This window comes from Thalassospira sp. UBA848 (assembly GCF_002295455.1).
Classification (GTDB): domain Bacteria; phylum Pseudomonadota; class Alphaproteobacteria; order Rhodospirillales; family Thalassospiraceae; genus Thalassospira.
Genome location: NZ_DBGS01000059.1, coordinates 64,688 through 82,668, shown reverse-complemented (window position 1 = coordinate 82,668; position 17,981 = coordinate 64,688). Strand labels below are relative to the sequence as shown.

Annotated in this window: 19 protein-coding genes; 7 read left to right on the top strand and 12 right to left on the bottom strand. The window is 54.2% G+C overall.

Annotated elements, in window-relative coordinates:
* The 4 genes from rplI to rpsF form a co-directional block, all read right to left on the bottom strand.
* Window positions 1-467 (bottom strand): 50S ribosomal protein L9 (gene rplI / locus B2R48_RS08105; RefSeq protein ID WP_296999318.1); only part of this gene is annotated, 467 nt, incomplete at its 3' end.
* The gene (locus B2R48_RS08100) at window positions 467-1,405 is read right to left on the bottom strand and encodes a DUF2232 domain-containing protein (RefSeq protein ID WP_062957596.1); all 939 of its coding nucleotides are present in this window, start codon (window positions 1,403-1,405) and stop codon (window positions 467-469) included. The genes B2R48_RS08100 and rplI, both read right to left, overlap by 1 nt.
* Window positions 1,406-1,452: 47 nt before the next feature.
* Window positions 1,453-1,686, bottom strand: a complete 234-nt coding sequence (gene rpsR / locus B2R48_RS08095; RefSeq protein WP_033067602.1) for a 30S ribosomal protein S18 — start codon at window positions 1,684-1,686, stop codon at window positions 1,453-1,455.
* A 22-nt stretch (window positions 1,687-1,708) separates the two neighbouring features.
* On the bottom strand, window positions 1,709-2,086 hold the full coding sequence (gene rpsF / locus B2R48_RS08090; RefSeq protein ID WP_062957482.1) for a 30S ribosomal protein S6: 378 nt from the start codon (window positions 2,084-2,086) through the stop codon (window positions 1,709-1,711).
* A 635-nt stretch (window positions 2,087-2,721) separates the two neighbouring features.
* Here rpsF and fabD point away from each other — a divergent pair.
* The 5 genes from fabD (at window position 2,722) to mltG (ending at window position 7,202) form a co-directional block, all read left to right on the top strand.
* Window positions 2,722-3,663 (top strand): ACP S-malonyltransferase, encoded by a 942-nt coding sequence (fabD, locus tag B2R48_RS08085; protein ID WP_296999317.1) that lies wholly within the window; start codon window positions 2,722-2,724, stop codon window positions 3,661-3,663.
* A 42-nt stretch (window positions 3,664-3,705) separates the two neighbouring features.
* Window positions 3,706-4,446, top strand: coding sequence for a 3-oxoacyl-[acyl-carrier-protein] reductase (gene fabG / locus B2R48_RS08080; RefSeq protein WP_062957480.1), 741 nt, complete (start codon window positions 3,706-3,708; stop codon window positions 4,444-4,446).
* A 169-nt stretch (window positions 4,447-4,615) separates the two neighbouring features.
* The gene (locus tag B2R48_RS08075) at window positions 4,616-4,852 is read left to right on the top strand and encodes an acyl carrier protein (RefSeq protein ID WP_008890547.1); all 237 of its coding nucleotides are present in this window, start codon (window positions 4,616-4,618) and stop codon (window positions 4,850-4,852) included.
* 87 nt (window positions 4,853-4,939) lie between these two features.
* Window positions 4,940-6,199 carry a beta-ketoacyl-ACP synthase II gene (gene fabF, locus B2R48_RS08070; RefSeq protein WP_062957479.1) on the top strand — a complete coding sequence of 420 codons (1,260 nt, stop codon included), beginning with the start codon at window positions 4,940-4,942 and terminating at the stop codon, window positions 6,197-6,199.
* 28 nt (window positions 6,200-6,227) lie between these two features.
* Complete coding sequence (gene mltG / locus B2R48_RS08065) at window positions 6,228-7,202, top strand: endolytic transglycosylase MltG (protein ID WP_296999316.1); 975 nt, start codon at window positions 6,228-6,230, stop codon at window positions 7,200-7,202.
* Window positions 7,203-7,264: 62 nt separating this feature from the next.
* On the opposite strand, the gene B2R48_RS08060 is transcribed toward mltG, so the two are convergent.
* Window positions 7,265-8,056: an SDR family NAD(P)-dependent oxidoreductase gene (locus tag B2R48_RS08060; RefSeq protein ID WP_296999315.1), complete on the bottom strand. Its 792-nt coding sequence runs from the start codon at window positions 8,054-8,056 to the stop codon at window positions 7,265-7,267.
* A gap of 193 nt (window positions 8,057-8,249) precedes the next feature.
* On the opposite strand from B2R48_RS08060, the gene B2R48_RS08055 reads away from it, so the two are divergent.
* On the top strand, window positions 8,250-9,134 hold the full coding sequence (locus B2R48_RS08055; protein WP_296999314.1) for a YicC/YloC family endoribonuclease: 885 nt from the start codon (window positions 8,250-8,252) through the stop codon (window positions 9,132-9,134).
* Window positions 9,135-9,155: 21 nt separating this feature from the next.
* On the top strand, window positions 9,156-9,788 hold the full coding sequence (gene gmk / locus B2R48_RS08050; RefSeq protein ID WP_062957475.1) for a guanylate kinase: 633 nt from the start codon (window positions 9,156-9,158) through the stop codon (window positions 9,786-9,788).
* A gap of 23 nt (window positions 9,789-9,811) precedes the next feature.
* Here the strand turns inward: gmk and rsmA are convergent, their stop codons facing one another.
* From rsmA to B2R48_RS08015, 7 genes are all read right to left on the bottom strand, one after another.
* Entirely contained in the window at window positions 9,812-10,681 is an 870-nt protein-coding gene (gene rsmA, locus B2R48_RS08045; RefSeq protein WP_296999313.1) for a 16S rRNA (adenine(1518)-N(6)/adenine(1519)-N(6))-dimethyltransferase RsmA, read from the bottom strand.
* Between the two features lie 5 nt (window positions 10,682-10,686).
* The gene (gene pdxA, locus B2R48_RS08040; protein WP_296999312.1) at window positions 10,687-11,703 is read right to left on the bottom strand and encodes a 4-hydroxythreonine-4-phosphate dehydrogenase PdxA; all 1,017 of its coding nucleotides are present in this window, start codon (window positions 11,701-11,703) and stop codon (window positions 10,687-10,689) included.
* Window positions 11,704-11,727: 24 nt separating this feature from the next.
* A complete protein-coding gene (locus B2R48_RS08035; protein WP_296999311.1) occupies window positions 11,728-13,008 on the bottom strand; it encodes a peptidylprolyl isomerase in 1,281 nt (426 codons plus the stop codon).
* A 6-nt stretch (window positions 13,009-13,014) separates the two neighbouring features.
* A complete protein-coding gene (locus B2R48_RS08030) occupies window positions 13,015-15,201 on the bottom strand; it encodes an LPS-assembly protein LptD (RefSeq protein ID WP_296999310.1) in 2,187 nt (728 codons plus the stop codon).
* Window positions 15,202-15,204: 3 nt separating this feature from the next.
* Window positions 15,205-16,308, bottom strand: a complete 1,104-nt coding sequence (gene lptG, locus B2R48_RS08025; RefSeq protein ID WP_296999309.1) for an LPS export ABC transporter permease LptG — start codon at window positions 16,306-16,308, stop codon at window positions 15,205-15,207.
* Window positions 16,305-17,402, bottom strand: coding sequence for an LPS export ABC transporter permease LptF (gene lptF, locus B2R48_RS08020; RefSeq protein ID WP_213474569.1), 1,098 nt, complete (start codon window positions 17,400-17,402; stop codon window positions 16,305-16,307). The genes lptG and lptF overlap by 4 nt, the downstream gene beginning before the upstream one ends.
* A 234-nt stretch (window positions 17,403-17,636) precedes the next feature.
* A partial coding sequence (locus B2R48_RS08015; protein ID WP_296999308.1) for an acyl-CoA dehydrogenase C-terminal domain-containing protein occupies window positions 17,637-17,981 on the bottom strand: 345 nt, incomplete at its 5' end.

Sequence of the window (17,981 nt, the reverse complement as noted above, 5' to 3'; positions counted from 1 at the left end):
CGGAGCTGTTCAGCGGCATCTTCTTCGGAACGTGCAACGTTGGCGGTTACCTCAATGATAACTTCCGGGTGCAGGTTGATACGGACCTGATGCAGACCAAGGGTCTTGATCGGCTGATCAAGAACGACCTGGGTACGGGCAACAGTGAAGCCTGCTTCGGTTACTGCGTTTGCGATATCGCGGGCAGTGACCGAACCGTAAAGCTGGCCAACGTCGGATGCCTGACGAACGACGGTGACTGCGAGTTCACCCATCTTCTCGGAAACAGCTTCTGCTTCCTTACGGCGTTCCAGGTTGTCAGCTTCGAGCTGTGCTTTCTGTGCTTCGAACACAGAGATGTTTGCTTTGGTTGCACGAAGGGCCATGCCCTGCGGCAGCAAGCGGTTGCGGGCGTGGCCCGGCTTGACAGTGACTACGTCACCCATCTGACCGAGTTTTTCTACCCGCTGGAGCAGAATAACTTCCATCACCGATCCTCCTCATCGCTACGGGTCATCGGTTCTTTCCCCCGCAGCCTGATTAAATGCTCAACAATTCCAAGTCCGGTGATCGCGATAAACGACCAAGTGGACAGAACCGCGACGATGTAAAACACCGTCAGAATTACACGTTTTTGCGGCCATCGGGCTGCCTGCCCATGCACCAGCGCCAATCCCTGAAACAGGAACGGCACCGCCAGTACCACCGCGACGTTGCGCGCCACATAGGCCAGCGAACCATCGGCAAAGCCGACCGTAAACCCGGCCAGGGCAAACGCAAACAGTGACCAGCCAGGCAAGGCAAAGGATGCCATACTTGGTGTCGGACGCAGGTTTTTGCCTGCACGCACCAAAATTGCCTGTGCGATTGCGGCATTGGCGAACAGCATCAACAGCCAGCTCACCGCAGCAATCGCCGGGAAGTACGTCTGGAACATACCAATCAGACCCTGAACATCGGATGTCATGGGGACACCCATTTCCGAGTACATCTGGCTCAGGAACTTCGCGATGAAGTCCTGTATGTCCACACCTTCCGCCGTCAGTGTTCCGGTAACGAAGATCATTACCGTCGCGACCATGACGGCCATGGCACTTACGACAATTCCGGAAGGCAAGAAGGCAACATTGCCATTTTGGTCTTTCCGGATGACCAGCGCCATGCGGGTCAACAACATCGCCGGTCCGGCAAACACGACCATAAAGACCGTGAAAGGCAGTAATCCCCCCAAAAGAACGAGGGCAATACATGCGGCAAATGCCGCAACCAGCAGGCGTTTGGGCCCTTGCCACAATCCCGTCAGGAAAAGCGGCAGATGCCCGAAGTATGAGAGCAAAAGAGCAAACGGATTTCCTGATAGAACCAGCAGGAACAGAACGGCACTGCCAAGTCCGGTCCCGATCGCTATGAGGGTGTCACGTTGCATCATCTACTCCCGGCCCGAGACCTCAAAAGGGTCTCTTGCCGACTGCCTCAGACCTGGTCTGCGTAAGGCAGCAGCGCCAGGAAGCGTGCACGCTTGATGGCTTTCGCCAGTTCGCGCTGCTTCTTGGCCGAAACCGCAGTAATACGGCTCGGAACGATTTTGCCGCGTTCGGAAACGAAACGCTGCAGCAGTTTGACATCTTTGTAGTCAATCTTCGGCGCATCCGCACCCGAGAACGGGCAGGTTTTGCGACGACGGAAAAACAGACGACGTCCAGCCATGATATTATCTCCTCGCTATCTGTTAGCCGTTCTGACGGGGACCGCCACGGCGATTGCCGCCACGACCGCCGCGCTCGTCGCGGTTGCGCAGAATGGCAGACTGTTCTTCTTCGAACTCGTCAACCTTGACAGTCATCTGGCGCAGAACGTCTTCGTTCAGGCGCATCTGACGCTCGTATTCCGCGATCGCGTCTTTTTCAGCTTCGATCTGGAAGAGGGTATAGTGGCCTTTGCGGTTCTTTTTGACACGGTATGCCAGGGAACGCAGACCCCAATATTCGGTTTTGGCGATTTTGCCGCCGAGACCTTCGATGGTCTGGGTCAGCTTTTCATTCAGGCTTTCGACCTGTGCGGTCGAGAAGTCCTGACGTGCGATAAACACGCTCTCGTACTTGCTCATAATACTCCTATTACTCCTTTTGGCTTATCTCTTCCTGACATGACCTCGTGCCATGCAGGCATAGCCGGGCAATCCCGGCAAGGAGCCGTGAGACGGCGGAATATACACTTTTCACCCATGAGTGCAACGCCAAATGCAGCTTTTTACCGTTTACGGGATGGGCTGATCAATTAAGCCTGACCCGCAGAACCCGTCGGGTTGCGGCGAAGCCATCCGGGGCTGTGAGCGTTGCGGTTTTGTGATAACGGTCATGCGTTGCCGTGTGAAGAGGGTTTTTGTGGCGCAGGGGAGCAGTAGTTGGTGTTCATCGCCCGCAAACAAAGGGGGTTCAAGGCGCGCAGGTTCCAGGTTGCTGGTCATGGTTATCGGGGCGGCCATTGTGCGCTGCGCAACAGGCAGTCCTTCGTAAATGGCGCGAAATATGCCATAAACGCGCGATGATGATTAAAAGGCCCGATGCATGCACTTTAATATTGTTGTGTGTCTTTTCGGGTGATGAAAAGCCGGACGGACCGCACCCGAGGGGTTTCAGTTCTTGACAGTGCGCTTGCGCACGTTATCAAGGGTGGCTCAATTTCAAGGGGCCGGTTTTCGGCACAGCCTTCGTAGAAGCTGACAAGGGTTTATTTAATATAATGACACGCGCACTCGTTTTCCCCGGCCAGGGGTCGCAAGCGGTAGGTATGGGCAAGGAACTGGCAGAAGCATTCCCGATTGCCCGCGAAGTTTTCCAGGAAGTTGATGACGCGCTTTCCCAAAAGCTGAGTGCGCTGATGTTCGAAGGACCGGAAAACGAACTGACCCTTACAGAAAATGCGCAGCCGGCCCTGATGGCGGTCAGCCTTGCGGTAACCCGTGTGCTGGAAAAAGAGGGCGGCTTTACCCTGACCGACAAATGCGAACTGGTCGCGGGCCACTCCCTTGGTGAATATTCCGCACTTGCTGCTGCGGGCACCTTTGCGATTGCCGATGCCGCACGCCTTCTGAAAATCCGTGGTCAGGCCATGCAGGCCGCTGTCCCGGTTGGTGTTGGCGCAATGGCTGCGCTTCTTGGTCTTGATTATGCGGATGCCGTTGCCGTTGCCGAAGAGGCAGCACAAGGCGAAGTCTGCACCGCGGCCAATGACAATGCCAGCGGGCAGGTGGTTGTTTCCGGCCACAAGGCAGCCGTTGAACGTGCAATTGAAATCGCCAAGGAAAAGGGTGCCAAGCGCGCTGTCCTGCTTCCGGTATCTGCACCGTTCCATTGTGCCCTGATGCAGCCGGCTGCTGATCGCATGGCAGAGGCACTGGCCGCTGTCACCATGAATGCGCCAGGCAAGCCGGTTGTTGCCAACGTGACCGCAGAAAAAACTGATAATCCGGAAACCATTCGTAAACTCCTTGTAGAGCAGGTTTGCGGAACCGTGCGCTGGCGTGAGTCGGTTCTTTATATGAAGGAACAAGGCATCACCGATCTGGTAGAGATCGGCGCAGGCAAGGTTTTGACCGGTATGGTACGCCGCATTGACCGCGAACTGAGCGGCACGGCTGTCAACGGTCCGGCAGATATCGAAGCATTCCTCGGCACTCTTTAAGAGTGTTGTGAACACGAACGAACCCAAAGGGAACGAGAATTTATGTTTGATCTTGCAGGGAAAACGGCACTTGTAACCGGTGCGACCGGCGGTATCGGTGGCGAAATCGCCAAGGTTCTGGCTGGCGCTGGTGCGAAGGTCGCTCTGTCGGGGACCCGTCAGGAACGCCTCGAAGCGGTTGCTGCTGAAATCGGCGACAACGCGGTGGTGGTTCCGGGCAACCTTTCGGATTCAGAATCGGTCAATGGCCTGATCAAGAATGCCGAAGAAGCGCTGGGCGGTCAGCTTGATATTCTGGTCAATAATGCGGGAATCACCCGTGATCAGCTTGCCATGCGCCTCAAGGACGAAGACTGGCAGGCAGTTCTTGATGTGAACCTGACCTCAGCCTTCAAGCTTGCGCGTAACTCCCTGCGTGGCATGATGAAGCGTCGTCATGGTCGTATCATCAATATTACCTCGATCGTTGGTGTGACGGGCAATCCGGGCCAAACCAACTATGCCGCAGCCAAAGCCGGCATGATTGGTTGGTCAAAATCGCTGGCACAGGAAGTTGCAGCCCGCGGGATCACGGTAAATTGTGTGGCACCGGGCTTTATCACCACGGCGATGACCGAAGAACTCGGAGACGCCCAGAAAGAAAAGCTTTTGGGCGGTATCCCGGCAGGTCGCATGGGCGACAGCAAAGAGATCGCTGCAGCGGTTCTGTATCTTGCGAGTGACGAAGCAGCTTATGTCACAGGACAGACCTTGCATGTGAATGGCGGAATGGCGATGATTTAACCCGTTGCGGGTTGCCTTCTTTTCTGCTTAAAAGGGGCCGCTATACCAAATATTGAAACTGGCGATTGTTCGTTGTCGGTTTCCGGTTCCCGGGAACTCCTTCAATAGGGGGACGGATCGGGTACCACGTTTACACTACTGACAGAAAACCTATTGAAGGATTTGAGCTATGAGTGATGTCGCAGATCGCGTGAAGAAGATCGTTGTCGAGCACCTCGGTGTTGAAGAAGACAAGGTCACTGAAAACGCAAGCTTCATCGACGATCTGGGCGCAGACAGCCTGGACACCGTTGAGCTGGTTATGGCGTTTGAAGAAGAGTTCGGTTGTGAAATCCCGGACGACGCGGCTGAAAAAATTCTGACCGTTAAAGACGCGATCGACTTCATCGAAAAGGCGGACAGCTAAGTTCGCTGTCAGACATGGGCGCCAGAGGGCATCCTCAGGCGCCCTTTTCGTCTTTGCTGGATTCATAAAATAAAGGCGTAATGCGGGATGAGACGCGTAGTTGTTACCGGTATTGGTGCTGTTACTCCGCTTGCAAGCGGCGCACAGAACACTTGGCAGAAACTGCTGAAAAGCCAATCCGGGATCAAAGGCATCGATACGTTTGACGTGTCGGATATCCCTGCCAAGATCGCTGGCCTTGTGCCGCGCGGTGAGGGTGACGGACTTTTCAACGCTGAAGATCATGTCTCGACCAAAGACATGAAAAAAATGGACGACTTCATCGTCTATGGCGTTGCTGCTGCTGATCAGGCGCTTGCCGATTCCGGCTGGAAGCCGGAAACCGAAGAAGATCAGGAAGCCACCGGCGTTCTGATTGGTTCGGGTATCGGTGGTCTGCCACGGATTTCCGAGGCATCTGATCTGGTCAATAACGGCAAGACCCGCCGCGTCAGTCCGTTCTTCATTCCGTCTTGCCTGATCAACCTGGTCTCGGGTCAGGTTTCGATCAAGCACGGCCTTAGAGGTCCGAACCATGCGGTTGTTACCGCTTGTTCGACCGGTGCACACGCTGTTGGCGACGCATCGCGCATGATCATGCTTGGCGATGCCGATGTCATGGTTGCCGGTGGTGCCGAAGCCGCTGTCTGCCGTCTTGGCATGGCGGGCTTTGCCGCCTCACGTGCGCTTTCGACCGGTTACAATGACACGCCCACCGAAGCATCCCGTCCGTGGGATGAAGGCCGTGACGGTTTCGTCATGGGCGAAGGTGCCGGTTGTGTCGTTCTTGAAGAATACGAACACGCCAAAGCGCGTGGAGCAAGGATTTACGCCGAAGTTGCCGGTTACGGCATGTCGGGTGATGCCTATCACATCACCGCACCGGCAGAAGACGGCAATGGCGGTTTCCGTTCGATGCGCAATGCAATCCGCAATGCGGGTCTGAACCCGGAAGATGTTGATTACGTCAACGCGCATGGCACCTCGACTCCGCTTGGCGATGAAATCGAACTTGGTGCGGTCAAGCGCCTGTTTGGTGATCACGCCCAGAACATGTCGATGTCTTCGACAAAATCGGCAACGGGTCACCTTCTGGGGGCTGCCGGTGCGATTGAAGCAGTGTTCTCGATCCTTGCGATCCATGAAGGTGTCGTTCCGCCGACGCTGAACCTGCGCAATCCGTCCGAAGCATGCAAAGGCATTGATCTGGTTCCGCTTGAAGCCAAACAGCGCAAAGTTAATGTCGCGCTGTCGAACTCGTTCGGCTTTGGTGGCACCAACGCGTCGCTCGTGTTCAAAGCCGTTTAAACAGCAGAGCAACCCCGGGAGCATTCCCTTGAAGCGTTTTCTGCTTTTTTTGGGCTTTCTGATCATCACCGCTGCTCTCGCCATAGGTGGGGCAGCGGTGTATGTTTATGTGCAATACACATCGCCCAGCAATATGGCGCAGGAACGCGACATCATCATCCCGCAGGGGACTGGTGTGCGCGGCATTGCCGAGATTTTCCAACGTGAAAACATCATCACCGAGCCGCTGATCTTCCTTGCTGGGGTCCGCTTCAGTCAGCTTGACCGGTCTCTTCGTGCGGGGGAATACCATTTCCCGGCGCGTGTCAGCCCGAAACGGGCAGCGGAAATCCTTGCAAACGGAGATACGGTCAAGCGGTTTGTCACGATTCCGGAAGGCCTTAGGTCTGGCGAAATCGTTGAACGGATCAATCTGGTTGATGGACTCAGTGGCGAGATCACCGATATCCCCGCCGATGGCACCTTGCTGCCCGAGACGTATCAGTTCTCGTTTGGTGATACCAAGCAAAGCATCATCGATCGTATGAGCGCGGCCCATGACCAGATGGTCGAACAACTTTGGCCCGGTCGTCAGGAAGGCTTGCCGTTTGACACAATCGAAGAGGCCGTCATTCTGGCATCCATCGTTGAACGCGAAACTGGTGTGGCGGGCGAACGCGCGCGGGTTGCCGGAGTCTTTGTCAATCGCCTGCGACGTGATATGCGCCTGCAATCGGATCCGACAGTTGCTTACGCACTCAGCCCGGAAAAGCGTCTCGAACGTCCGTTGACGCGTAAGGACTGGCGCTTTGAAAGCCCGTATAACACCTATGTGAATGCAGGCCTGCCGCCAGGGCCGATTACCAATCCGGGTCGTGAAGCCTTCTATGCCGTGCTGCATCCGGCCGCGACGGAGGATTTGTACTTTGTTGCCGATGGCACGGGCGGACATGCCTTTGCCCGCACGCTTGATGAGCATAATCGCAACGTCGCCAAGTGGCGGCGCATCCGTGACGGGCAGTGAGTACGACAACGCTTTGAAACAAAATTGAGGAAGGCGGCATCAATCTGATGCCGCCTTTCCTTTTAGTGGCCGTCGTGGGTATCGGAAGATGACGTTTTCTTCGGGATCTGGGATGCTGCAAGATCCATCAACCACTGCGGTGTCATTTTAAGCATCCCGATGATCAGGTTCATTTGCCACGGGAAGGCGATCATGCCCTTGTTGCGCTCAAGCCCGCGCACGATCTTCTTTGCGGCCTTGTCGGCCTGCATGAAGAATGGCATCGGGAAATCGTTGGCATCGGTTATGCGACTTTTTACAAAGCCCGGGCAGATGACATTTACCTTCACACCGTCAGGAGCCAATGCGCCGCGTAATCCCTCGCCGTAAACCCTTACAGTTGCCTTGCTGGCACAATAGGCCGGGGCAGAAGGTAAACCGCGCCAGGAAGCCTGCGATGCAACAAGGGCGATCTGCCCACGTTTGCGCGTGCGCATGACCTTGATCGCAGGATCAATGGTGTTCAGAACCCCGGCAACATTGGTGGCAAAGATATCGCGGACCTGTTCGGGGCTTTCGCCAAGACCGCCGGTGCCCGCTGAAATACCGGCATTGGCGATGACAAGGCTAAGCGGGGCGATTTCGTCACAATGGGTGACGTAAGCCTCCATGGTTTCGCGCGATGTCACATCCAGAATATCGGCATACACATTTGCCCCGGCTGCCCGGCAGTCATTTTCCACGAGTTGCAGACGCGTTTGGTTGCGCCCGCTGATAAAAAGCGTCACGCCGGTACGCGCAAAATGGCGGGCAAGCGCCGCTCCTATGCCGGAACTGGCACCAGTGATCAGAATGGCATTGTACTGAAAGGACATTTTTGCTCTTACGACGTTTTGAATTATCAGTATCGATTTTTGCGGAACATGCTGCAGCAATAGGGCAGCATTATGAAATAGCAGCAATCAATACCATATTGTCGATATCGCGTGGACGATCGGTGTTCACCCTTGGCGGAACAGGGGGCAATCGTTATAAACGCCGAAACACAAAAGCAGATTGGATGAAAGTATGACCGTTTCAAGCATGACCGGCTTTGCGCGCGTTGATGGCGCTGCAGATGGTTTTGGCTGGACCTGGGAGTTGCGCAGCGTCAATGGCAAAGGGCTTGATGTTCGCCTGCGCCTGAATGGCGGGTTTGAACGCCTTGAAGCCAAGGTACGCGACGCGGTTTCCAAACGCTTCAAACGTGGAAATATGGGCGTCACGCTAAATGTGTCGCGGTCTGGTGATACGAATGCCTATTCGGTGAACCGGGAACTGCTTTCCGAACTGGTTCAGATTGCTGAGGAGTTTGACAATACCAGCAGCTTGTCGAGCGGCACCATCGCGGATCTGATGAACGTACGCGGTGTGCTTGAGGCCTATGAGCCGCAGGAAGATGAAGCAACCCGGGACGCCAATGACGCCGCCGTGCTGGCAAGCCTGAATGACGCAATTGATCAGATGGCCGCCCACCGGGCCGAAGAAGGCGAAAAGCTGGATGCGATGCTGCGCGGACATATCGATAACATCGAAGCAACCGTGACCCGCGCCCAGAATTGCGAGGCAGCCCGTGCCGAGGCGATCAAGGATCGTCTGAAACGTCAGGTCGAAGAATTGATGGATGCGGGCAAGTTCGATCCAGAACGCCTGCATCAGGAAGCTGCAGTCCTCGCCACCAAGGCCGATATCCGCGAAGAGATTGATCGTCTTAAAGCCCATATCACGGCTGCCCGTGATATGCTTTCAAAGGGTGGATCTATCGGGCGCAAGCTTGATTTTCTGTGTCAGGAATTCAATCGCGAAGCCAATACCTTGTGCTCGAAAGCCAACGATATTGAACTGACCAATTGCGGGATGGAGCTTAAAGTGATCATCGATCAGCTCCGCGAGCAGGTCCAGAACGTCGAATAAGCGGGTAGGGAAGGAACCTTGATGACTGATCCGCATAACCGCCGTGGTGTGATGCTGGTTTTCTGTGCCCCGTCGGGTGCCGGTAAAACGACAATCACCCGTCAGTTGCTAGAAAACGACGATAAGATCTCCTTGTCTGTGTCGGCAACAACGCGTGCGGCCCGCCCCGGTGAACAAGAAGGCACCCACTACTTTTTCAAATCGGTTGATGAATTCAAACATATGATCGCCGATGACGAACTGCTTGAATGGGCAGAAGTGTTTGGCAATTACTATGGGACGCCCATTGGACCGGTTGAAAAGGCGCTTTCGGAAGGCCGTGACGTGCTGTTTGACATCGACTGGCAGGGTGCCCGCCAACTGCGCGACAAGGGCGGAGACGATGTTGTGTCGGTCTTTATCCTGCCGCCTTCATCGGGTGAACTGGAGCGCCGCCTGCGTGATCGCGGGCAGGATGCCGATGACGTGATTATGAAACGTATGGCCAAGGCCGGGGCGGAGATCAGCCATTGGGAAGAATTTGACTATGTGCTGATCAATGACGATCTTGATCGTTGCATTGATGATGTTCGGCACATCATTGGCGCCGAACGCATCAAACGCGAACGTCAAACGGGCCTGCCGGACTTTGTCAAAAAGCTTCTGACCGATTGATATCGGATACGAGAATGGCCGCTTTAAGAAGCGGCCATTTCATCATGGACCAGTGTGAGGCGAACGAAGTCCGCGACACTCAGTTCCTCTGCTCGCACCGTTTCGGTAATGCCAGCCTTTGCAAGCAATTCTCCGACATTGACGTTTAATGTCTTCAAGCTGGCACGCAGCATTTTACGCCGTTGACCAAAGGCAGCCTGGGTGATTTTGGCCAGGCTATCCAGATTGATGTCCGTGCCACGGTCTGCCTTGGGCCGGAGTTGCACGACAGCGGAGGTTACCTTGGGCGGTGGTGTAAAGGCACTGCGATGGACATCAAACAGGATGTCACAGTCACACAGATACTGGCACAGGACCGATAAACGCCCATAGGCCTTGGTTTTTGGCCCCGCCACGACGCGCTCCGCGACTTCCTTCTGGAACATCAGGGTCAGGCTGGCAAATTGATCAATCTGCATCAACCAGCCCAGCAATAGCTGTGTGCCAACATTGTAGGGCAGGTTGGCGACGATCTTGCGCGGGGCCGGGCCCAATTTTGTAACGTTGACGTCCAGCGCATCGCCATCAATGACATGCAGCGCACCGGGGTAATGATTGCTGATCTGTTCCAAAACCGGCTGGCAGCGCGGATCACGCTCGATCACGGTCAGGTTTTTTGCACCGTTAAACAGCAACGCACGCGTCAGGCCGCCAGGGCCCGGACCGATTTCAATTACGGTGGCATCGTCAAGTGGTGCTGCTGCGCGGGCAATGCGCCCGGTCAGGTTCAAATCAAAAAGGAAGTTCTGGCCGAATTTCTTTTGTGCCGAAAGATCATGGGTTGCGATCACTTCGCGCAGAGGCGGAAGGCCATCATTGGCAAGTTTGCCAGTATTGTCGTTGTCTTCTGACACGTCGGTCAGGCTCCCGTCGCAAGGCGTTTTGTTGCCATTTCTGCTGCCATCTTGAGTGCTGCGATCAAGCTATCTGGGCGCGCGATACCTTTGCCTGCTATATCAAGCGCGGTGCCATGATCTGGTGATGTTCTTATAAATGGCAATCCCAGCGTGACATTCACACCACCATGAAAATCAAGTGTCTTGACGGGGATCAGTGCCTGATCGTGATACGGGCAAAGTGCCACATCGTAGTTCGCCCGTGCTTCTTCATGGAACATGGTGTCTGCTGGCAGTGGCCCGATAACATCAATACCTTCGCCACGAAGCTGTTCGATCGCGGGGCGCATTATGGTTTGTTCTTCGAAGCCCATCGCGCCATCCTCGCCCGCATGCGGGTTCAGGCCTGCAATGGCAAGGCGCGGAGATGTGACCCCGAAAGCATCCTTTAAAGAATGATGCGTGATCCGGCAACGCTCGACAATCAGCTCAGTTGTCAGCTGTGTCGGGACATCCTTGAGCGCGATGTGAATGGTCAGCGGAACAACACGCAGCTTGCTGTTGGCCAACATCATGACCGGAATTGTTCCCGGACCGGCAAGTTCCGCGAGAAACTCGGTATGGCCGGGATGGCTGAAACCCGCTTCATAAAGCGCACTTTTCTGGATCGGATTGGTCACGACGGCACACGCGTCGCCGTGGGTTGCCAATTCGACGGCCTTTGTGATGCATTCAATCACCACACTTGCTGTTCTCGGCGATGCAATACCTGAAACGATATCGGTGGTAATATTCGCGACGTCTAGAACCGGCAAGGCGTGTTTGAATGTTGATGCTGCCTCGTCAATCGTGTCAATAACCTTTAGCGGAACGTTACTTCCGCTTTGCGTGATTGCGTGTTTGACAATGCTGACAGGGGATAACAGGCAGAATGGCGCGATTTGATCCTGCGTGCGCCGAAGCCATGCCTTGACCGCAAGCTCCGGCCCGATGCCGCCGGGCTCGCCGATGGTCAGCGCGATGGGGGCGATTTCTGTCATCCTGTCTGGGTCCTGTTGACCGGATCAGATCCGGATATCAATAAAGGCCTGGCGACGCAGTTCACGAAGTTTGCGACGTGCCAGAATATCAAGACGTTCCATCCGCAGACGGTTTTCGATGTCCTGACGGCTGGGTAGGTTGCTCTCTTCGGTGATGTTGCAAATCATGACCATCAGAGCTCCGCCATCAACGCGAACAATATTGGATGGCGTGCCCTGCTCAAGATTGCCGATGGCCTGCCGGATCGGACCGGAGAGTTCTTCGGGCGAAATGCCCTCCATCTTGCCGCTCAGATCGGAACCAAGGTCCACGGCAACGTTTGCCATGGCGTCACAGCTATTGGCAGTTTCGCGGGTGTTTTGCAGAACGGCGATTTTGGCATCAATTTGATCCTGCGGCATGTCGCCATTGATCGGTACGAACAGCTGATAAAGATCTAGGCGGGTGTCTGTCACTGCATTGGTATCGCCTACACGACGATCCAGCAGTTTCACGATGTAGTAACCGCGAATGGTCTGGATCGGGGCACTGACGTCACCGGGCTGAAGCTGATTGACGGCCTGTTGTAAGTCACTCGCCATTTCACCGGCGTAAAGCCAACCAAGGTCACCACCGTTGGCGGCACTGGCACTTGCGGAGAATTGCCGGGCCAGACCACCGAAATCTGCACCTTGGTTCACCGCGTCCAGAATTTCCTGTGCGGTCTGATATACACGTGTGCTGTCTTGAGGATTGTCGACCGGCAGGAAAATCTCCTGCACTCGGTTTCGTGGCTTGTTCTGATTGCTGACGATGCGTTCAAGGTTGTCGTCGATTTCTGAGTCGGAAATCTGGACTTCATTACGCATGGTGCCCAGAACCTTCTGCCATGCAACCTGCGGCCGGATCTGATTTTCAAGGGTTCCCGGGGCGACCTGACGTTCTGCGAGATAGGTATCAAGCATGCCATCCGGCAGGCCTGCATTTTGCTCGATTATCGATTTCCCACGTGCGATCTCTTCATCGCTAACCTCAATACCACGACGCTCTGCTTCCTGCATTTGCAGCTTTTCATTGATCAGCTGCTGCAAAATCTGCGGCGCCATTTCATTGCTGCGCTGGGGCGTCATCTCGATATTTGAGGAGACGGCCACAAGCTTGATGCGCTCGACAAGGTCAATAATCGAAATCGGATCGTCATTCACCACCGCCGCGACGCCAACAGGGGACTGGGCGCGAAGTGGTGCTGTCAACATTGAAAGCGTGACGGCCATCATCACAGCACAGATTTTCAAGGATGTAGAAATCGAAAATTTGGAAACCATTTTAACTTACAATCCGGCTGCAGATGCAAACTCGCCAAGGGTCTTGAAGACCAAACGGAAAAGGAACTCGTCAGACTCGCCAAGGTCCTGATCCTGATAGAAGGTTCTGCGAATACGACCATCGAAGATGAAGCACTCATCTTCATAAACGAAACCGACGCCATATTCCAAGGGGTCAGACTGATCTATGTCATAACGTCCATAGGCACGACCCGTCCAATACTGGTTGAAACGACGTTGTGCCTGAAAATACAGCTCTTCGCGTTCCTCAAACTCTTCACTGCCAGCATCGTCAGTGAAGTGGACATAAGTTGTATTTATACGCAACGTATCAAGTGAGCCGGCACTGGCGGAAACTTGGTTCCGTCGAGCTGAAAAATCGTCATTTGACAGTCGATAGCGATACGTCAGGTCAAGATACTGGTTAGGCGCCACAGTTACGCGCCCGACATAGTCTGAAAGATGTTCATCTAGGCCCGAACCAGCGGCGAACGTGTCATTCTCGTTGGCACGATAGCTTTGGCCAACCATGGCGCTGGTGTAGCCTCCATCGGGCCCATAAACGCCCCATTCAAGACCATAACTTGCCCGAAAGCCGTCCTCTGCGCGGTCCAGACCGCCAAAGCGATCATGCGCAAAGAGATTGATGTCATCGAACTCGAAGGATTGGGAGTCCTCATTGGGAATTTCATCATGGTTGCCACCGTTCGGAGACCATGCGGCCATCGCCATTGGGGTAATAACCTGATGGTATGCACCCTGGTTGCTCACAAACGGCATCTGCCAGTCGATCGCAGCGAGCGGTAGGATGCGGCCCGCGTAGCCGTCATAGTCGCTCTTGCCGGTACGGCTAACGTCTGAAACGATGTAATTATCGCTGCGGACAGAGAGGCTTAATTTGGTGACATCTCCCATTGTGCCCACATGCGGTAGTTCCCACCCTGCTTTGGCAGAAACGCGATGTGAATTTGCGCCTTCTTTTCGGGTTAGGGACAATGCGTCGAGGTCAAGCGTCGTGACACTTCCGTATTTCGCAGGAGAAGACTGTCCGTGGAACTGCATGTGCGGAAGTACCAACGGCGTCGTGTCTCGATCATCATCGCTCTTTAAACCCTGGAAGTAATACGCGTCTGCCCGAGTATAGCTTGCTCCCCGAAAACCTTCGGTAAACAAGTTGGATGTCAGAACTGATGGCGACGCGAAGCCGTATCGCGACAGGTACGTTTTTTCGGTCGCTTGCTCGGCATCAAAGCCCCAACGCCATGTTCGATCAATATCGAACCGGCCTTCTGCATCAATGTGTCCTTTCCACTTGTCTTCATTGTCATTGGTCACACTGCCGACGAATTCCATCTCGCCACTGTCAAAGCGTTGTCTGTATTCTGTCGCGAGCAACGGGCCTTCATCCGTCGTGTAGGTGGGAGTGAACGTCATGTCCTTGCTTTTATCAATCGCCCAGTAATAAGGCTGACTGAAGTAGCTACCAACATGACTGGTACTGCCAAAGGAGGGAGCGAGAAGGCCTGATTGGCGTTTGACGGTTGGGTCGGGGTGTTGAAAATAGGGCGAGTACAGAATTGGCACACCGGCAACTTCGAGGCGCGCGTCTTTATATTCTACTGTTTTGGCATTGGCATCATGCAAGACGCGAGCTGCGCGAATACGCCAAAGCGGGGTTGAATTGCCGCCATCGTCTTCGCAAACCTTGCAAGGGGAGTAGACAGCCTTGGCTATCTCGGTGAAGTTTCCTCCGCTGCGTCGGGCTCCAGATCCGGCGATACGGGTATTCTCGTCAAGCAAGACATAAATGTCTTCGACGATGCCCTCCTTGAAATCACCACTCAGCTCGACATAGCTTGCAAAGGTCACTTCGCCGCTTGGCTCGGTAATGCTGACATTTCCTGAAGCCGTCAATACGTCCTGTGAACGGTCGTAGCTTACTGTATCAGCAAGCAAAATCCTGCCTTCGCGTGAGATTTCGACATTCCCGCGTGCGGTGACTGTTTGAAGATCCTGATTGTAATCAACCTCATCTGCGCTAAACAGAATGGCCGGGGCTGGTTGGCGAACTTCTGAGTCAGTTGTTTGGGCCATTGCGGGATACATGTTTGCAAGCCCCCCGCCAATGCAAATTCCACAGCCCAGAATGGTGCCTGTTGCTAATCTTTTTATCATTCCCCCCGCCATGACCATAGGCTAGCCATCCTCAAGATGCAGCAAAGTGGATACCCCGAGTAACAAGGAAATCCCCGCAGGGGCCCAAGCCGACAAAATGGGCGGAATGCCCCCTGAAACACCCAAAGCCGAAATTACGTCTGTGCAAAAATAGAGTATGAACCCTGTTGCGACACCACCACCGATAACAAGCGATGCGCGCCGACGTCGAGAAAATTTAAGGCAAAATGCAGCCGCTATCAGAACCATTGCGCATAAAAGTAAAGGTCTCGACAACAGGCCGTGAAAGTGAATGCGATGGCGGGTTGCGTTAAAACCAGCACGCTCAAGCAAAGTGATGAAGGGTTTCAGGTCCCAGAATGACATGGTTTCTGGTGATGCGAAACTATCCTGGATTTTCCGGGTGGTAAGATTGGTTGGCAACATCAGCTCATCTGAGAATGTGCTGGCCTGACCCGGAACAAAAGTCCATGCATTATAGAAATGCCAAGTGCCTGGTTCCAGTACCGCACGTCCGGCATCAATCCTGGTTGTGAAACTGTCGGCATCTTCGAACCGGAATATTGTGACGTCTCGAAGATCGAGTTGATCGCCCTGCTGCCGATTGACGGAACGTGCATAGATAACAGCTTGGCCATCCTGTGTGCCTTGTCGCAGCCAAAGCCCGCTTGAGGAAAGGTTCATCACGCTTGCGTTATTCTGCAGATAGCGCGCTTCGAGCGTTTCGTACTTCTGTAGCAGAATCGAGGATAATGGATTTAGAGCGCCCACCTGAATAAAACCAAGGAGGAGAGCACACAGGATAGGCGGCAGCATGAACTGCCATGCTGAAACGCCGGCGGCCCGCGTTACGACCAGTTCCTGATTGCCTGTCAACTTCCAGAACGAGAACATGGACCCGAAAAGAACGGCAAAGGGCAGAACTTTCTCGGTCATGAATGGAATACGGCTGGTCGCCATCTGCAATACTATGCTGACCGTTGCATCGGGCTTCCCACCAGCACGCCGGAGTAACTCGATCGTATCACCGATGAGGATTAGCCCGATCAAAAGGGCCAAAATTGACAGAATAGATACAAGCACATGCTTGCCGAAATACCAGGTCAGAAGCGGTGAAATCCTCATGCTTCTGCCTCTTGAGCTTGTGCGCGCCGTGCCTTGACGACAGGCCCACGGAATGTCCAATAAAGTCCGACAGCAATCGGGAGCAATACGTTCATATACATCAGCGGAACAAGTGCCGGGTTCTTGGCGGCAAGGTTTTTCATCGCAATACCGGAAGCCTGACACAAGACCATCACACCAATCGCCGCCAGCAGCCTGCCTGTCTGGCCACGTCTGGAAAAACTGCTTGAAACAAGTACAGCCAACGCAATGCTTGCAAAGGCAATAGCATTAAGCGGCGAAATCAGGCGATCATGTCCTTCTGCTCGGAACGAACCGAGATCGTGCCGGGCGATGTCGGGTGGGGTTCCGGTCAACAGATTATAGACGCTGCGTTCGCGGGCTTCCTGATAGCGAATGCCTTCATCTGCTCCCCCTTGCGCGATATCCACGGCATAGCGATCAAAATACAGGATCGACATGGTGCCGTCTTCGGGGTCAACTTCCTGGCGGTTACCGTCGAGCAGAACAATACGTGGCCCATCGTCGGTTCTGACCAGGGCGCCATGTTTCGCCATCATTGTGGTTTGAGCATTGGGATCGCGTGCGTCATGTACCAGGATGCCAAGCAGTTCATTGTCCCGGCCAACCTCACGCACATAAACGGTCAATCCGTCAAGATCGGTAAAGCTGCCTTCCTGCAGAAGAACTGATGAAAAATCATTCCTGATTGAAAACTGCAGTTCCTTGAACTGTTCGTAACTGTAGGGAAGATAGAAAAGGGTGAGAAAGTAACAAACTGATGTCGAAAGCAGCGCCACCATCAATGCCGGTTTTGCGAGAGCCCACTGGCTAAGCCCGGCTGCGCGCATGATGATCAGTTCGCGGTCCTGAATGAGTTTGTTGTAGGTAAAAACAATCACGAAAAACAACGCGATCGGAATAATGATCGTCAGGAAGCTGGGCAGCAGCAAGGACGTCAGCTGCAAAAATACGGTGATCGACAGCCCCCGATTCACGATCATTTCGACAAAGCGCAAGCTTTGCGACAGCCAGATGACACAGAGGAGACCCAGTGTCACGAAGACCATCATGATCAACAGCTGTTTCAGCATATATCGGGTTAAGCGATTCATTGGGCGGATTATAGAGAAGCAATTGAAAATCGAAACAGGAAATTGTCATCAAATCCGGCGAAATCTTGCGGAATTTCCGAATGTTGGGCCAGAAGTACAGCAAAGAACGGCAGGGTTGATGGATAGGGCGGAATGGGTGCACCGCCTTAATCAGTCGATAGCGGCGATGCACCATATCCTTGGTCAAGAAGCACGGCGAAAATAAGGCTGTGCCTAGAGCATCTTCGGGTCCGTGCAATTGCGGACCTGTGCGGCCATAAAATCGGCCTCTGGTAGAAGTTGACCAAAGAAGAACAAACAGCTTTGCGTTTTGCCTGATCCAAGGTCTTCCGGTGTACCGGCTTTTTTCACCATCTGCAGGGAGCGCAGCATCAACCAGCCGGCAATACACAATGCTGCTTGGCGCAAATAAGGAGTTGCAAGCACCTGCGCCATCTCGGCATTTTTCGCGCCGCGTTCAAGGACGATCTCTGTCGATCCTTCAAGTTCAGAAATAGCATGATCAAGCGCATCGCATGCGTGGCCAAGTTCAGTGGCTTCATTGTCCTCACGAACGCC

What these genes read in the sequence shown, in the direction of transcription:
- B2R48_RS08100 (WP_062957596.1), bottom strand. Translation starts at nt 1,405, where the DNA reads ATGCAACGTGACACCCTCATAGCGATCGGGACCGGACTTGGCAGTGCC.
- rpsR (WP_033067602.1), bottom strand. Translation starts at nt 1,686, where the DNA reads ATGGCTGGACGTCGTCTGTTTTTCCGTCGTCGCAAAACCTGCCCGTTC.
- rpsF (WP_062957482.1), bottom strand. Translation starts at nt 2,086, where the DNA reads ATGAGCAAGTACGAGAGCGTGTTTATCGCACGTCAGGACTTCTCGACC.
- fabD (WP_296999317.1), top strand. Translation starts at nt 2,722, where the DNA reads ATGACACGCGCACTCGTTTTCCCCGGCCAGGGGTCGCAAGCGGTAGGT.
- fabG (WP_062957480.1), top strand. Translation starts at nt 3,706, where the DNA reads ATGTTTGATCTTGCAGGGAAAACGGCACTTGTAACCGGTGCGACCGGC.
- B2R48_RS08075 (WP_008890547.1), top strand. Translation starts at nt 4,616, where the DNA reads ATGAGTGATGTCGCAGATCGCGTGAAGAAGATCGTTGTCGAGCACCTC.
- fabF (WP_062957479.1), top strand. Translation starts at nt 4,940, where the DNA reads ATGAGACGCGTAGTTGTTACCGGTATTGGTGCTGTTACTCCGCTTGCA.
- B2R48_RS08060 (WP_296999315.1), bottom strand. Translation starts at nt 8,056, where the DNA reads ATGTCCTTTCAGTACAATGCCATTCTGATCACTGGTGCCAGTTCCGGC.
- B2R48_RS08055 (WP_296999314.1), top strand. Translation starts at nt 8,250, where the DNA reads ATGACCGTTTCAAGCATGACCGGCTTTGCGCGCGTTGATGGCGCTGCA.
- gmk (WP_062957475.1), top strand. Translation starts at nt 9,156, where the DNA reads ATGACTGATCCGCATAACCGCCGTGGTGTGATGCTGGTTTTCTGTGCC.
- pdxA (WP_296999312.1), bottom strand. Translation starts at nt 11,703, where the DNA reads ATGACAGAAATCGCCCCCATCGCGCTGACCATCGGCGAGCCCGGCGGC.
- B2R48_RS08035 (WP_296999311.1), bottom strand. Translation starts at nt 13,008, where the DNA reads ATGGTTTCCAAATTTTCGATTTCTACATCCTTGAAAATCTGTGCTGTG.
- B2R48_RS08030 (WP_296999310.1), bottom strand. Translation starts at nt 15,201, where the DNA reads ATGGTCATGGCGGGGGGAATGATAAAAAGATTAGCAACAGGCACCATT.
- lptG (WP_296999309.1), bottom strand. Translation starts at nt 16,308, where the DNA reads ATGAGGATTTCACCGCTTCTGACCTGGTATTTCGGCAAGCATGTGCTT.
- lptF (WP_213474569.1), bottom strand. Translation starts at nt 17,402, where the DNA reads ATGCTGAAACAGCTGTTGATCATGATGGTCTTCGTGACACTGGGTCTC.